We start from the raw sequence: 17,504 nt of genomic DNA, 5'->3' as shown, positions 1-17,504 counted from the left end.
TCCTCGTTGCTGAACTCGCGACCGTCCGGTCTGCGCACGACGTCGAACAAATGGGTCAATCTCGACGCCAACACTGCGACTGTTTCGTCCACCGAACGCCTTCCCGTCAACTGCTGATGCCTTCGAATCATTATCGCTTCACGACCGTTGACAGGCCAGACCGAGCGTGGTGCAATCATTTTTATCAACTGAGGTGAATAGGAAAATGGCATCGCAGTCACACATGTTGACATGCAGCCAGATTGCGTTATGCCGTGGCGGGAGGACCGGCAGTGGACACGAGCCGCACCGGAGGGCCGATCACTGGCGGGTCCTCGGTTCCCCGAAACATTGCTCGGCACCGATACGAGGAGACCCCGGCCCTGGCTGTCCACCGAATACATCACAGTCCCGGCACCGCAGCGGCTGGGGACCGCCCGCGGAACGATATCGCCGGTGTACGTCGGAGTGTGCAGTGACCAGTTCTGGGGGTGCGGATTTCGCTGGGTTGGTCGATCGAATCGTGGAGGGGGTGCGTGAGGTCGCGCCGGTGGGGTGGCGGCGGTTGGAGGCGTCGTTCGCGGTGACGGTGGTCACTGAATCGGCGTTGCTGGTGGCCGATGAAGGTACCCGGTCGGTTCGGTGCCCGGTACCGGATGTGGTGTGGGCGCTGGTGCGTCGGCATCGGGAGTTGTCGGCGGGGTCGGATGGCGGGCCGTGGTGGCGGTTGGGGGTGCGGATCGATGCGAAAGGCGCCGAGATCGTCGCCGATTACGGTGCGGAGCCGTTTCCGGGTGAGCAGTTGTTCGCGCCGGAGGCGTATCTGGCTGATTTGGCGTGTTTTCCGCGGGATCGGTTGCCGGTGTGGTTGGCGGCCTACATCGGGCGTGGTGAGCGTTTGTCGCGGTCGCCGCGGGCGGCCGCCAACAGCATTCGGGCGGAGCAGCGTGCGGGTGTGGCGGCGGTGGCCGTGGATGGTGAGTTGCTGGGATTGGGGGTGTTGTGGGCGCGGTGGGCGGTGTTGGCGGCGGCGTTTGTGGCGGTGGGGTCGGGGCGGGGGCCGCGGATCGGACCGTCGGTGGCTGTTTTCGAAAGCTCGGGGCACAGTGGTTCGACGTTGACTTTGCTGCCTGGTGGGCGGGCGGTGTTGTCGGGTGGTGTGTGGGATGCGCCGGTGTTGGACGCTGCCTATAACGGCGGTGCGGCGATGCCGGAGTTGTTCGCGGGGGCGCCTGTTTGGGTTGCTGATCCGGTGCTGAATCCGCGGGTGGCGACTGGTTTGCTGTCGTTTTGTTACTGGTGGGAGGCCGGGCGGTGGTATCGGGGTGGGTCGGGGCCGGTGTCGGAGTGTGCGCCGGGGTTGCCGGCGGTGTGGACGGTCGCCACTGTGGCCGGTGTCGTGGACAGCCTGCTGGAGGGCCGGCGCGGTACGCGCGAAGGGGTCGAGTTGTTGGTGTCGGCGGCGCAGGCGGGGGCGGTGACGCGTGAGGCGTGCGTGCAGGCCTTCGGTGCGGATGTCGATATCGATGCTGCCTTGTTCCAGTTCATGCTGGCGGACCTGGTCGCCGAGCACGCCGCTGGGGTGAACGGGGGCGATGCGTTGGATCTGGTTCGTGAACACATCCGTCGCCATGGTTACGACACGACGGGTTATTCGTTGTCGGGGTTGCGGGCCGATCGGGTCAGTGTGGGCTGGTTGGTGCGTTCGCCGGTGCCCGAGGGTGAGTTGGTTTTGGACCGCGCTGTGTTCTATGTCGCCGACGACGGTGTGGTGGAGCGTTCGACCACGTCGGTGCCATTGTCGGTGTTCATCACCGATTTCGAGCGACGGCTGCGGCTGCGTGGGAACAACCGAGCCTGACCGGAAGGCGGTGGTGAGGTGAACGGTGAGGTTCGGTTGGATCCGGACAGCCTGCGCAGTCAGGGGGCGCGGCTGGCCGAGCTCGGTGACCGGGTGGGGCAAACCTATGTGGGACTGCGTGATTGTCTGATCCACGCCGAGGGCAGTTGGGGTGATGATGATCTGGGTCTCGCGTTCGCCGAGCAGTTCAAACCGCATGCCGAGCAGTTGCTGACCAATCTGGCGGCGATGCAGGAAAGTCTGCACGGCACAGCTACCGGAATCATCGACGCCGCGAACCAATTCCAAGCGCAGGACGCCTCCACCGCCAGCCGGATCGGCACCACAGCTCAGGACCTCGACTCCGTCGGCGCCCCGGCTGCGCCGATGCCGGACACCAGCACAGCCACCCCGACGTTTGTGGGCACGCAACCAGCCGTGACTCCCGATCCGGCAGCGCCCCCTCCGGCGGCGGGCGCCCCGGCCTATCCCACCGACCCGGCCCGCCCCAGCGAACGATCCACCCCCGACCGGGCACGGCCACCGGATACGTCCACGCGACAGTCCACGCCACAGGGCGATCCGCAACGCCCGAATCCTTTCGACCGAACGGGCCGAGGGCCGGATCGGGCAGGCCGAGAGGGCCGGGGCACCTCCGACAACCCCGCTGCGAACTCGGGCCGCCGTCCACCATCGCCCACCGTGTTCCCTCCGTCCGCCCCGGTATCCCCGCCAACCGCCACACGGAATGCGGCCACGTCCGTACCGCCGCCAGCGGCCGGCGTGGGGCGGCGTGACACCCCGTGGACCGGGCAAGGGCCCCGGACACCCGGCTCGCCTGCGGGCGCCCAGCCGAATTCCCCGAGCCCTCGGTATGGTTCCCCGCCGCGGACGAACAAGCCCGCCGACGAACCGCCACGCGGGCGTGATCACCGCGGCTCCGGTGGACGAGCGGGTTCCGATCCCATGGTCAGGTGGCTGGCACGGACACTGGCCGAGCACCACGACGTGCAGATCATCGGATTCGACTCCCCCGACCTCCAGGTTCCGGCCGTGCGGGCGTTCGTGGCCGCGGTGGACCGGGTACTCACCGACTACCCGGTCATCACACTCGATATCGTCGCGATCGCCGAACTCGACACCGAATCACGACCAGTGCACTGGAGGTCCGGACCCGACGACCCCCAGCGCCCAGCATGCTCGATCACTCTCGACCAGCGGACCGCGCAGCAACCGAAGCAAGCTACCGCAACCGCGGAAACCGCCGCCGAGCCGGACATCTACGTGGCCACGCTTCGCGAATTCGGGCGGGCACTCGACTTCGCCGGTGGCGGTCTCGCGCGCAGGCAGGCACAACGCGTCCTGATCACGCAATACCTACATCGACAGCAGGGACGACACCACACCCTCGCCGAGACCGTGAGTGGTTACCGGCTGTGGCGTGCCGTGGTAACCGAGAACCCCACCATCCAAGACCGATTCGACGTCAGCCGCGCCCTCGGCGCCGCATTCGCCGAAGTGGTACATCGCGGCGACGAAGCCAGCATCCAGGCGAAAACCCTGCACGCGGTACTGGTCGACGCGGCCTCGCGGCCGAGGTAGGCGGTGCCAGTGGACGGTTCGTTGTTGCTGAACCCGGTCGTGGAGCTGCGGAACTCGTTCGAGGGTTTGCCCACTCCGGTGCGGCGTCCGATCGAGGTGGTGGTGTTCGGAGGAGAGCTGCCGCGTGCCGATATTTCCGGGATGCGTCGAATGGCTGGAGAGTTCCGGGCAAAGGCAGCTGCGCTCAGCGATAATTCGGAGGACGCGAAAGCGTTACTGGCACAAGAGAATACAGTCGGTATGCTCGGCGACCGGCTGCGCGAGACGTTACGTTTACACCAGGATGGAGCGGCCAGGCTCAGCGACGACGCACTGGCCCTGGCCGATCAGACGCAGGCGGCCGCCAACGATGCGGAGAAGACGCTGTGCGTGATGTTCGTCTTCGGAATCGAGTTGGCATGGCGGATCTTCGCTGTGCTGTCCGGTGCCGCCGCTGCCGGTCCGGCCGGGGAAGTGGCGGCTGCTCCGGTGGTGGAGTCGATGCTGGTCGAGGGCCGGGGCGAGGTCGCGCTGATGCGGGCGGGCCTGGAGCAGGCCTACAAGATGGGCGCGGCGAAGACGGCGGCCCGGCTGTCCACGCTGGGGCCGCTCCGGTTCCCTGTCACGTTGGGTAAAGCCGCCGCGTTGCCGGTGGGCGTCGACGCGGGCGTGCAGGCACTGCAGGTCGAGTCCGGTGACCGAACCCGCGCCCTGATCGGACCGGACGATAAGAATCCGACGGGTATCGATCTGACATCGATCAAAGTAGCTGCCTTGTCGGGAGCGGGCGGTGTGGTAGGCGGCATGGCCGCGGGCCAGATCGCGCCGAAGGTGTTACCCCGTATCGAGGGCAGCCGGTTGGCCCTCGGGTTGGTGCGTGGCACTGCCGGCGCGCTGGCGGGTTTGGGTGCGGCCACGTGGGTGACCGGTTGGCCGGACCATTTCGATCATGTGCTGGCGCCGTTGCTCAACGGCGGCTTCGCTGGCGTCGTGCACGCTCACACCGCCACTCACCCGGGATCGGCGGCGCCGGCGGACGCGGTGACCGACGGCGGTGGGGCTTTCACCCGGCCCGACCTGCCCGCAGCCATGTACAGCGAGGACACCACGTCGCCGAGATCGGTTCTCCCACCGGTCGAGGTGTCCGCGGAATCGAAGCAGGCGTGGGCGGCCGCGAAGGCGGCATGGGCGGCGGCCTCGCATCCCGCGGCTACCGGGGGCGAGCAAGCAGAGGTACCCGCGTCCGGCACGCGCGGAAACACCGGGCCGGTAAAGTCCGACGAACGGTCGCCCGCGGTATCGGGCTCGATGCCGCACAATGCGGCGACCGGCCGGGCTCCGGTCGGACTCGACTCCGCAGGGCGTTCGGAGACGAGCGCGCCGAGTCCGCAGCGGGGCGAATCGGTGACCCGCACGAATGCGACAGCGCCACGCCCCGTCGAGGCCAGTGGGGAAACGTCGGCGCCGCCGAAGATTTCGACGAGCACCCCGGCCCGTCAGGTCGGCACCGAGCCTGAAACACCTGCCGCCGGTGTACACCGATCACCAGGGAATCACGAGCATGACAACGCCGGGAAGCTGAGTGCGGCGGCAGATCAGCCCCGCCACGAGACCCCGGTCGACGCGCACCCAGCCACGGGAACCGGAGACGGGCCCGAAACATCTGCCACCGGTGAACACCGGTTGCCAGGGAATGCGGACCATGCTCCCGGGGCCGAACGCAGCGTCCTGGCGGGTCGAACGGGCGACGAGGCGCCGGCCGACCCGGCTGCGGATCCGGTCGACAGTCCCGATTCGCCGACGCCGAGCGCTCGTGATCAGGCGGTCGAGTTGTTGGCCGATTTCCACGCCGGTTCCGGTGATCAGATCCCGGAGCAGCTGCGGTTGTGCAACCTGCCGGACGAGGTGTTGAAGGCCGGATTGTTCGACACCGACACGCAGAAGTCGATGATCGCGACAACGGAGATCATTCGGCGCGGCACGATCAGCGACGCCGTGCCGGGGGGGATGGTATTGCGGGTCGAGCAGGCGGAGGGGGTCTACGCGCTGGCCAAACGTCCGGTCGAGATGAAGCCGGGCGAGGGCAAGTCGCTGGTGTTCATAGCGGCGGCAATGCAACGAGCAGTGCATCGCGGTGAGTGTCTGTTGGTGACGACCGCCGATGGGCTGGCCCACCGGGAATTCACCGAGTATCGACGGCTGCTGACCAATTTCGGGATCGACGTGTTCCGGGCCGACCAGCAGCAGGGTTTCGGGCCGGTCACCCGCGGTCGGCCGGCGGTCGTGGTGGCCACCGGCGAAACGGTCGGGCATCTGTGCAATGCCGGTCACCGGCCGCCGCGCCATGTGTTGATCGATGAGATGGACAGCATAATCGACCGTGGTGAGAGGCAGTTTCTCCGGTCGGAGGGGGTGGAGCAGGCCGCGCCAGAGGCGACGGCACGCGAGGTGTTCGCCGCGCACGATTTCCTCGCCGACGCGCTGGCGAAGGGGGCGTTGTCGCATGAGGATTTCGGTCTCACGCGGATCGTCGAGGAAGTCGACCTGCACTCCGACGGAACCCCTGGGGTCGAGTACTGGTACGACGGTCGGGCGGAATTGACGCCGGGGGGACGGGAGAAGGTCGAGGCGCTTGCGGGCGGGAAACAGTGGTTGGAAGGGATGGGGTTATCGCGGCTCGAGACGGCCGCCGCCGCCGAGTTCACCTGCCGCAAGAGCACCCATTATGTGATGGACGCGGGCAAGATCGTCATCATCGATCAGGGCGAACACGGTCTGCAACGCAACCCGAAGACCTCGAGCGAATCACGGTGGAGCGCCGAGCAGGGCAAGGCGAGCCTGGCTCAGGCCGTCGAGGCCAAGGAGATCCGGGCGGCTGAGGCCATCGGGATGGGCGCCGAGCAGCACCAGATCGTGGTGCGCGCCGACGCCGACTCGGCCAAGAGCATCAACGCGGTAGAAATCTATCGCACGGCGGGCCGCCCGGAGGACCGGTTTTTCGATGAGGTCACCGGCGCCTCGGGCACGCTCGCGGACCTCGACCCCGTGCTGGAAAAGATCTACGGTCTGGAGCAAGCGCACCTGGTCGGCCGGTCTCAGGAGCAGCGGTTGATGGAGGGCGCCCCCGAGGTGGTGGCGAACACCCGCGCCAAGCTGGGCACCATCGCCGAAGGCGCGCACAGAGTATGGCAAGGCGGCCGGGGCAGATCCCAGGAAATCTTGTGCCATCGCAACGATCTGGTCGACAGGCAAGTGCAGGCATTGGTGCGCCAGGGGGTGCCCAGGGAGGCGATCGAGGCGGTCGACGCCGAACGGATCGCCGGGTGGGGCGCGGGGTGGGAAGCCGAGTTGCAGAAGATCTTCGATGCCGCCGGTGAGCAGGGCAAGATCCTGGTGATCAACCGGCAGGGACAGCGCGGTGTCGATATCTCGGTGTCGGAAGCCGTGCAGGCCAAGGGCGGCATGTTCGTGTGGATGACCGAAGTCCCCGAGCAGTCCTACATCCATGAGCAGGCCAAGAACCGCACCGCCCGCAACGGGGACCGCGGGTCCGCGCAGGCGCTGATATCGCCGCAGGACGCGCTGATCCGCAGGGCCATGCACCTGCACGGGGTGCGCACAGCGGCGGTCCGCTACGAACAAGTCGCCGAAGCCCACCGCACCGACCCCACCCCCGAAAATCACAACAACCTGGTCGAGGCCGGCCACAATCTCCGCTCCCTGGTGCCCGAACTGCAAGAGCGTGCTCTCCGCCACGCCACCGCCGACTTCATTCGTCACCACGCGTACGTCACCGACAACCCGGCCACCGTTGTGGCCGCCGCCGAGATGTTCCGCTACCAGGGCAGCACAGACATCGGTCGGATCGGTCAGCCCGACCACCCGCCGGACCAGGCCGCGCGCCTGGCCGGGTTGCTGGGGATCCCGGCCGCAGCCGTCGTTGGGACCGCCGCCGCGCTCGAACAGGACAGCGCTGGTGACCCGCTGGACAGGCTGCTGGAGCAGACCGGCCTGCCGGCCGCCGCGGTGGAGGCGTTGCAGCAGGATGTCGAGGCGACCGCACCCGGGGCGGCTCTGCAGTACGCGCGGCTCACCGACGAGCAGGCCTTGGACCAGTTGGTACCGCAGCGGGACCGTCTGGCCGGGAAACTCGGCTGGGATATCGAGGCCATCGAAGGTGCCGAAGGCATGCGCTTGGTCGAACCCGCCCTGACCGATGCGAGAAACAACCTCGCGAAAGTGCTGGGCTATCCAGCCTCCGACCTTTCCCCCGCCATAGCCCGCGAAATCCTGGGCGAAGCGGTCAGCCACCACTTACCCGCCGAGGGCACCGCCGAGTCGGCCGCCAGCGACGAAACCTCTCGCGGTGATGCCGCCGCCATATCGGCGAACCCCGTATGGGTGGACCAGGTAACCGAAAATCCGGTAACCGAGGACGTTATCGCCGCGGCGTCACACTATCTCGCCACTGCGGCCCTGCTCGACCTCGTCGAGCGGATACACCGCCGCAGCCCCAACAACTGCGTCAACAACGCCGTGACCGGCATGCGCTTGTTGAGCGGGCGCGACATCAAAATGCCGTCCAGCACACTGGCAGGCCACGGCCGTGACGCTGTCAAGAAGGTGTTCGGCGCCCCACTCGCAAATGCCGGATCGCTGGACGAGGTGGCCAAATCACTGAAAACTCGGCCGGGAGGCATCACAGTCCTGGTCTACAAATGGAAAGACACCGCAGTCACAGGCAGCACCGACGCCGACGACCACATGGTGCTGGTGGTCAACGACAGCGAGCCGGGCGAGGCCCCGAAACTGGTCGTGGTCGACCTCGCGGCCTCACGAGACGGCGACACTCGCACCGACTACCGCCCGAAAGACCTCCGCAACCGCCGCGCGCTGCTGGACAAGGCCGTCCCGTTCGACACATGGCGAGACGACCAGCAAAAGTTCATCGGCAGACTGTCCCCGCACCAACGCAGATTCGAAACCATCGATTTCGACGTCGACGGCAACCTCGTCGCCCGGTCGCACCGCGTCGCACCCGCCGCCGAAACCCGGGCCCGGTTCCAAGGCGTCGAGGTCAGTGCGGAGCTGGTGCAGGAAATCAACTCGATACAGCCGGGCTGGCCGGTCGATGGCGACGGCACACCTGGTCTGCCGGCGAGGACCGACGCGCACGACAAGTCGAACATTTCCTGGTCGGCCGAACCCGCCCGCATCGGCAGCCGCCCGCATGAAACCCTGGACCCGGCCCAGCCCTCGCTCGAAACCCGGCAGGAATCAGCGACAGTCTCGGCCATGCCGGAGGCCCTTCAGATGGCCCTCGCCGTGGTTGCCGGTATCCAATGCGGCCCGGACATAGCGCGGGACGCACGGCATTTCGTGATGAGGTGCTACGAGCAGTACCGACAGCGACGAGAAACGGCCTCTCGAGATGGGCACCGGACCACTCTGGTGAACCAGCACGGGCTGACACCCGACGCGGCCGAGCAGGCCGCCAGGGCATACGTCGGGCGCGCCGACATGCGCGCACATATCGATGGTGTCGCCGCCGACGACACCCGACGGCTCATCCACAACATCCGGGCCGAGCGGACAGAAACAAGCCTCCCCCTCCCTGACATTCTGGCCCGCCTCCACAGCGCGGCAGCGACCACTTCCGACGCGCGGACACTCGCGAAAAGCATGAAGGTCGCCCCAGGTGACATCGGGGCACCGGGCACCGAGCACCGAGCACCCGGTGCTCAGATAGGCAGCAGCCCGCCCGAGGGCACCGCCGACAGCCTGGCTACGGAGGTTGACGTCCCTGCTGGCTCGGTGGGCAAGTGGGACAAGGGATTCGGGATCCGCCTCGAACCCGATGGCACCGAGCGCCCGCTCGTCGACGGCGAACCGATCGCATTGCGCGGCGAGTTTTTCCCGGACGGCCGGATCGGAGCGCGGCCGACGGACGGGGGGTCGGGATCGGCGTATGAGCGCTACCGGCAGCGCACCAGGCAATACCACAGCGTCGCGGGGAACTGGCTGAGTGCCAGGTTCGGGGAGCCGTTGTCGACGGCCCTGCAGCCGGGTTCGCCGGTGCTGCGGGCTTGGGCGACCCGGCAGGTCGTCGATCGGCACCGGCTGGCCGAGTTGCTGGGGCTGCGTCCCGACGAGCTTGCCGCCGACTCGCGTCGGCGGCAGGTGTGGGCACAGCTCAATGAGCGGCGCATGCTGGCGAATCCGACGGGACGCGCCATTGCCGAACACGGCCTGTACGTCGATGAGCGCATGGGATGGACCAGCAGCACCGACGCGCCCCGCCATGCACCTGGCGTGGTGCACTCTGCCGCAGACCGGTTCGTGGTGAGCCGTCGGGCCCTCGAGAGCGCCGACCGCGTCGCGTTGCTTGCTTGGCGTCTCGGTTGCTTCGACGAACTGGCGGCGCGACTCGGCGCCGATGAGCAGCGCAGCGCCATCCTGCGACACGCTGAACCGACCGACGACGCGGCCAGGATGCGAAGGGAGTTGGCGAACCGCCTGGAGTCGCTGACCGCGGAGCTGGAAATCCACGAGGACGCACTGGACGCGACCGACACCGCCGGAATTCAGAGGGCCTGCGATTTTCAGGGGCTGGTGTGGTTCGACGTCCGTCCCGGCTCGACCAGCCGAACCCGGCTCGACAGCCTGCTCGATGTGGCGACGGCGGAACTTCGTGCCGCCATCGGCCGCGACCCGGCACAGCTGAGCAGGCACGAGCTGGACGACTACAGGTGGAACTCCGAAGACGGGAACACCACGAGATGGGCGACGGCGTTCGCCGACCTCACCATGATCGCCCGCGGTACCGACCAGGCGCACTACCACGAAAACAGGCTCGCCGCCCTCACCGAACAACTGGACGACGAACTGGCCCGAGTCTTCGGCGCGCCCCCTGGCACCCTTATCCTCGGCGGTCCCTCGGGCGAGGAGGTCATCGAGCTTCTTGCTCAGCGTTACCCCGGCGTCCGGTCACCTGCTGCCGACGTGCTGGCCCGGCATGTCGATACCACCGGAGTCGAGCGGTTCCTGGTGGTCAAGGAGGTCTTCCGCGACGGTGAGCGGTGCGTGTGGCGGCTGCCGTCCGCACTCGAGGCGGTGGCGTTGGACGTGCGTGCCGCAGGTCCGTCGACGATCACCGAAGCCGGCATGGTGGTGGTCGATGCGTCCGTGCGGACCGTTGCGGGTGTCGACGCGAAGGACATCACCGCTGCCCGCTGGTTGACCCGTGGTGAACTCGAGTTCGGAGATGCCCAGCGCATGGTGCATGGCTGGTTCCGGGAAAACTTCTCGTCCGCGCAGCATGCGTTCGATCCGGCCGTCCCGCCGACGGATGTCGCGGGGGAACTCGCGCGGCTCGCATCCCGCCTATTGCTGAGCACGGACGATTTCGAACTCCTCATCCGGGGGCTGACCGACCGACCGATCGACGAGCATAAACGACTAGTCCACTTCTTTCACCTGCTCGCAGACGAGTTCGAGCGCACCCGGATGTTCGCCGAACTCGAAGCCGACCTGGGCGATAGCGATCTGCTCGACCGCTACCTCCACAGGCAGCAGACTCAGGTCAGTCTTGCCGCCAATCCCGAGATCCTGGACGTGATTTCGACTCCGTTGGCGATCAGAATCCTGCTCGACATGGTGAATTCCATTCACTGGAGTGGTGCGACGATCGGCGCCGGAGTCGAATTCTTGGCGAAATCCGAGATAATCGATGCTTTGCGAAAGATCGCCGCGAACAACCCTGGGTTCGCACCGTATTTCGAGAAAAGGATATCGGGAGCGATTGCGGCCGATCTCTACGCCGTCGGACAGGAGTTGCGCCGAGTTGCGGAAATTCCGGCCGGCGCTGTTGATTTGCGTCTACTCACGATGTTCGACGGGTATGTGTCGAAGAATCCGCGCCGACACGATCGGGCCTGGGAGGTACTCGTCTCCATCGATGATCTCTCCCCCGGCTCGGTCCCCCGGACGTTCGCGGGCGAGTTTCTGCGGACCCGTCAAATCGCAAACATCCCGGACGATGTGCGGGCGGAGGTGAAATTCACCGCGCAGCAGTTGCGCGACGTGGAGGACCTCTACATCCGAGGTCCGAGCGGTCGCGAATTCGCTTGTTATGTGGAGACGGTGCGTGCGCTCCCTGTCGGTCAGCGGCCACCGACGATTCGCGCGGCGATGGAGTTCGTCCGAGACGTGACGCCGGAGTTTGCCCGATGCCTTCGCGTTCTGATGGCAGACGGTGCAGATGGTGTCGCGCGCAGTGCACTCGGCTTGCAGCGTTCGGGCGAGGCGGTCCTCGGTGAGCTGAAAGACATTGCGCGCTCCTTCATGAGCGAAGTAAAAGGTGCGCGTCTGTCGGCAGAGAGTCTGGCGAAGGTGCAGTCTTCGGACTTCCTCGCGCGGTTGCTGATCGACGTCACTCACTATGAGTCGATCGTCTGGGGGCGCAATGACATTGCGTCGCTGCGCGAATTGCTCCGCCACCACCACGAGGCAGGGGCGGAAGACCGTATCGCACCGATGCCCGAGGCCTATAGACCCAGCGATGTGGTCGAAGTCGCCAAACTGCGGACTCGCGACAGTGCGTCGGGGCCGCAATGGACCGAGGACGTGCTGACACGTTTCGCCCGGCTGGCGAAGAATCTTCAGGATGCGCGCTCGGCCATGACGGACACGCGCCGGCCGATCACCCATCTGCTCGACAAGCTCGGACGCGACATTGCCGACCATACCGGCACATTGGAGAACTCCATCGCTTCGGGCAGGCTCGCCGACGGCTCGCCCGTGAATGACGCGGCGCATCGGAATATGGTGGCCCGTGCACAGGAGTTGAAGCAACTCATCGCGCCAAAAGATAATGCCGCGAACCAATTTCCCGCGCTGCGTTCACTCAAGGATTTCGAGAATAATTTTCAGCGATTGGCTCGTGTCGGTGAGTTGCATGACGACCTGCGGACAATCTGCTTTGCCTGGGCGATGCAGCGGCATCCGGAATGGGTCGATCGGCTGCGACATATCGGGGCGGGCGAACCGACGCTGGAGGATATCACTCTCGTCCGGGAATTTGTGGAGCACATCACCAATCAGGAGGTGTTCGCACAGTATTTCTCACACCGGCGGGGCGCTCAAACTTTCCGGCGGATGACGAGTGTCGTGGCGCTGGACGAAGCGATAGCGCGCACCCAAGGCGTCGGAGTCGCGAGCGATACCACTCGGCTGCGGTTCGTTCCGACACGGGGGCCGCTGCTCGAGCTTTCCGGGCATATTGCCAGTGCCTGTTGGGCAGGTAAGTATCGTTCGGTCGCCGAGGCGATGCCGAATATGACGGCCGCCATCATGGTCCGCAATCCCGACGACCCGGCGCGCAGCGCTCTGGCCGGCGCGGGCCTGCTCATCGAGACCACCAGCGCATCCGGTGAGCCCCTCCTCCTCATCCGCGGCCTCAATCCGTTGGAGACATATATCAACCACGTCTCCGTCACGGACTTCTACAGCAAGTTCACCGATTGGGCGCACGGCATCGCGAGGGCCAGGGGACGTCGCCTCGCGATCGTCATAGACGATCGCTGCGGCGACGCGGCAACAAATCGCCCCGTGCTCTACGGGTACCTGGCCGAAGCGCGCCCCGAACTGACTCCGATCCGGGTCGATCCTTCGGACACGATTTTCAACGGCTACGACGTCAGCGAATGCGCTTACCTCGTCGGATCGCCCACCGCAGAGCAGCAGCACCGCGAGCCCGATAGTCGCATCGGCAGTCGGCCATCGGAGCATCCGGGCGGTCGCCCGGACGGGTGGATGTGGGAGCGGGGGCTGCCGGGGGCTTCGGCAGATTGGAGCGCCGATGACCTGGTGAGCCCGGCGTCTCCGCCGTTGCCCACGGAGGTGATCGGTCGGGAACTCGATGAGGTGACCGAGATCCTCGGATCGCGGGTGTCTCCGGAGCAGCTCGCTGATCCGGAAGTCCGGCGCGGGGTGGGGTTGGTGGCCGAGGGACTATATATCAACCGGAGGCTGTTCGACCGTGCGGACGCCGGTCGCGCCGATGACATTCACGACGCCGCCGCCGCGCTGTGGGAGCCCGGTGCGGCGAACCGGCATGGCGACGGGATACGGGTGGCCACAGACCTGCGCCGTGTCATGGACAACGGGGTGCTGCAGGGCGCCGACCTCGGCGAGATCATGGCGGCGATGATCGCGGACGCCTGGCGCGATCTCGCGGACGGCGGCAGGCGGCACGGCGGCCATCCGCAGCGCCTGGTCACCGTGCGGTCGGCGGAACTGCTGCATGCCCGTGCCCTGGCGCACGGCTGTGCCGCGAGTGTCGCCCGGATGCTCGGATTCGCGGTGAGCGGCATCGGATTCGATGCGCGGTCCGGGACCCAGACCACGGCGTCGCCCGCGGCCGTGGACGAGCTGCGGCAGCGCTGGGAGGAGATCACCGACGGCGAGTTCGAAACGGCGATGCGCGTTGCCAGATGGGTGGCCGGCGCGGGCCTGCAGACGTTGTCGGAACCTGAGGCCGTCGTGCAATGGGTCCTGTCCGACTCGGGCACTGCGGGCACCGACGTCGCCGAGCGCCAGGCCCTCATCAACCGCCTGCGTAGCCGCGCCGATTTCGCTGACCCCGACAGCGGATACCGGCCACCGGACGGGTGGCTGCTCGCGAACCGGGACATACGCCGCGACCACGCCGCGAAGGCGCGGGAGATCGCCGACCGCCTGGCGAGCGACCCCGGCTATACACCGCTGGACGCCTATCGTGACTCCCGGCTGCACGCGGCCGAGATGCGCGAGGAGCACAGCGGTTTCGGCTGGCAGTTGGTCATCGGGCCGGGCGCCGACACATCGGACCCCGGCACCCTCGCCGACGCTGTCGCCGCGCGCCTGCCCGAATCGGGCGACGCGCGGGCGCGCGAGGACATTGTCGATGCGGTGGCCCGTCTCGCGGAACTCACCGTGCCCCATGCCGGGGCTGACGTCGTGTTCGTCGTGACCTCCTCCAAAGAAGCCGACGGTCGGCGCCGATTGCTCGCCGAGTTGGACTACACCCGACCGGACGCCACCGATCCCGCTCCAGGTGTGACCGCGGCGCAGTTGCGCCGCGAGCTGTCCGACGTGGACGGCCGCATCGACGTCGACACCGCCGCTCCCCTGCCGGGGGGCCAGGTCCGACATCGGGTTCGGCTCGACCTCACCCGGCAGCGGATTCTGGTGTGCTGCAACGTTTGGGGCCGCGGCTGGGCAGGTCTGTACGCGGTGAACTGGGCATTGTGTCAGGGGCTTGCGGCGGCCGGGCACGAGGTGATCGTCTCGGCCGACCAGATCGCGCGTGGTTCCCGGCTCTCGGGTGTGAAGGTGTACAGCGCCCGCGACCGCGTCTCCGAGGCGAGTCGGTGGAAGCGGTTCGACGGAGGCCCGGACGATTTGCCGGGGTCGGTGGATCTGGTGATTGTGCACGCCGAGGACGACGGCCTCACAGCGGCATTGAAGGCCCAGGCTCGGTACCCCGCCGCAAGACTCGTGAGCGTCCACCACCTGACACCGATGCTGTGGGAAACCCTCATGTACAGCCCGGAAAACGGTCGCGCCGATGTCGCGGCCCGCAGCTACTTGGCGCGGCGTGCACATCTGGTGACAGGCCTGGGACCGGTGCTGGCCACGGATGCGCTGTCGGCGGCTGTCATGGCGGGGCACGGCGCGGTGCACCAACTACAGCCGAGCCTGGAGATAGCCGAGCAGCCACCGGAGCCCGCACCCGGTGACCCGGCGTGGATTCTGCTGTTCGGCCGGGTGGACGACCACCTGAAAGGCGCTGCGGAGACCGCCGAGGTGGTGCAGCGGTTGCGCGCGCAGGGTCGTGATGTGCGGCTGGTGGTGCGAGGCTTCCCGAAAGACGGTGTCGAAGCCGCCCACGCCAAGTTGGCCAGGCTGGTGGGTGACCCGGATGCGGTCGAGGTGCGGCCGTATACAGCGAGCCGTAGGAAGCTGCGCGACGACATCCGCGCGGCGACCATCGTGGTAATGCCGTCGCGTGCCGAGGGATTCGGCGGGGTAGCAACCGAGGCGATCGAGCAAGGCGTGCCGGTCGCTGTCTCGTCATCCAGCGGAGTAGGCCGTTTCCTTGCCGAACTCGGGGACTACCGCGACCTGGCGGAACGATTCAACCTGGTCGAACAGCCTCTCGGTGCCCAGGTGCCGATCGACAACTGGGTGTCGGAACTCGGCTCCGTACTCGATGACCTGCCCGGCGCATGGGCGGCGGCCCGCGGATTGCAGGGTCTGATGCGGCCGTACACCCGCGAAAAAAGCGCGAGGAAGCTCGTGCACGCCGCACGGAACACCGACCGGCACTCACGCCCGGAGGTGGGGCACTCACGGACCCAGGTTTCGTTCGAGTCCGGCAGTGTGGTGGCGCGCGGCGAAGAGGAAGATTACCTGCGGATACTCGCGGTGGCCGATTCGATGGAATCCGATCCCGCGGTGCGGGCGGCCATCCTCGGCAGTGCGGGTGTTGTGTTCGAGCCGGCGCCGGATCCATTGCCCGTCCTGCTCGCGACGGCAGAGGCCGGCGAATGGTTGTTCTCCCCCACGAAAACTGCTGTGCAGCAGGATGATTCGATGGACGGTATCCTGCGGGCGTTCGTGGCGACAGTGTTCGACCTGGGGTTCGGCGCGACCACCGTCGACGACGTCTGCCGCCATGCGCGGATCTCCACCGACGCGTTCCATTACTACTTCCGGACCACCAGCAGCGCTTTCCGCCTGGCGCATCGGGAGGCGCTGACCGATCTGCGGAACCTGGTCGGCGAGGAGGTTCGCGCAGCGGCGACGGACCGCGCCACCCGAATCGACGTGGCGGTGACCACGTATGTGAGCGCCCTGGCAGCGCGGCCGGCCACTGCGCGCATGCTGCTCGTCGAGGGAGTCGCCCTCGACCCCGTCGTCCGCGCCGATGTCCTGGCGGATGTGACGATTGCGATCGCCGCCACGGTCGCGAACGTGCGCAACGAGACGACCGTACTCACGCCGGAGCGTCGTGCCCTCGCGGCAGCGGTCCACGGGATCCTTGCCGACTGGGTCGCGACCGGCGACGTCGCCGCGGTACCGCGCCTACGCAGCGGTCTCGCCGCGCTCTTCCGGAATGGCATGAGGACACCGGATCCGCAGTCCGCCGCCGAGGTCGATGCCCCACAGCCACGTCGGCAGCGCTCCATACCACTCGAACAGTCGAAACCCGATGAGCAGGAACGGATTTCGACTCAGTTGATCGCTGTGGCCGCCGAACGAGGCTTTACCGCGATGTCGCTGGAGGAAGTCCAGCGGCGCGCCGAAGTATCCGCACAGGCCTACCGGGAGTTGTTCTCCGACAAGGAGACCGGATTCGAAGCCGCCTGCGCCGCGGCCCTCGAACGCCTGCGAACCGCGACCCGGGCAGCCTGGCCCGACACCGCGGGAGGCGATATCCGATCCCGGTTCGATACCGCCATCCGCGCCTACCTCACCGCCCTGGCCGAGCACCCGGACGAGGCCCGCGTCCTACACCTCGACCTTCGTGCGCACGGCCCGCTGCACGACCGGCACCGGATGATGCTGGCCGACCACCTCGCCGCAGCCGTCGGCGAGATCGACGACCACACCGCCCGGCTGCTCGCCGCCGCCGTCCAGGGAGTCGTCACCGATCGGATCATCTCCGGCAGCAGCGACGCCGAATCCGAGCTGATTGCGCCCCTGCCCGACTTCGCACCGACGGTGACGGCCGCGGTTCATGGTCTACTCGCCGAACTCGGCGAGACGACTCCACCGCGCGATGGTCGACCGGACCCGAGCAGTGGTCTGATCGGCAGCAGGCCGTTCGAGGGCGACCAGCCCGATCAGCGTATGTTCGCTGGTCCTGGTTTCGGCGAGTTGGTGTCGGCGGGGCTGGATTCCGGTGTGGTGGAACGGTTCATGGTGGAGGGTGAGCCGGGGGTGCGGGTCGAGGAGGTGGCGTTCGGCAACGGCCTGCGGATATTCAGCGAGACGTATGAGACTTCGTTGGACGCGCTGGTGCAGGTGCTGCATTCCGAGGTCGCCGCGGCTATGCGCG

At 67.2% G+C, this 17,504-nt stretch carries 3 protein-coding genes (1 of these 3 only partly in view); all 3 read left to right on the top strand.

What is annotated here, in order from left to right; translation table 11 throughout:
- The first annotated feature begins 454 nt into the window (after positions 1 to 454).
- Tightly spaced (at most 18 nt apart), the 3 genes in view from AB0L58_RS37970 to AB0L58_RS37960 form a layout consistent with a single transcriptional unit that may run on beyond the window.
- Complete coding sequence (locus tag AB0L58_RS37970; protein WP_364395159.1) at positions 455 to 1,840, top strand: hypothetical protein; 1,386 nt, start codon at positions 455 to 457, stop codon at positions 1,838 to 1,840.
- Positions 1,841 to 1,858: 18 nt separating this feature from the next.
- Entirely contained in the window at positions 1,859 to 3,421 is a 1,563-nt protein-coding gene (locus tag AB0L58_RS37965; protein ID WP_364395157.1) for a hypothetical protein, read from the top strand.
- Positions 3,422 to 3,430: 9 nt separating this feature from the next.
- A protein-coding gene (locus AB0L58_RS37960) for a helix-turn-helix domain-containing protein (RefSeq protein ID WP_364395155.1) crosses the window boundary here: on the top strand, positions 3,431 to 17,504 show its start. 17,570 nt of this gene lie beyond the right edge of the window; 14,074 of the gene's 31,644 nt are visible here — the first part of the coding sequence; it begins with the start codon at positions 3,431 to 3,433; its stop codon lies off the right edge, out of view.

Origin of the sequence: Nocardia sp. NPDC052112 (genome assembly GCF_040680135.1) — a bacterium.
GTDB lineage: Bacteria > Actinomycetota > Actinomycetes > Mycobacteriales > Mycobacteriaceae > Nocardia.
The sequence above is the reverse complement of the archived record's forward strand: the minus strand, read 5'-3'. Positions and strand labels throughout refer to the sequence as shown.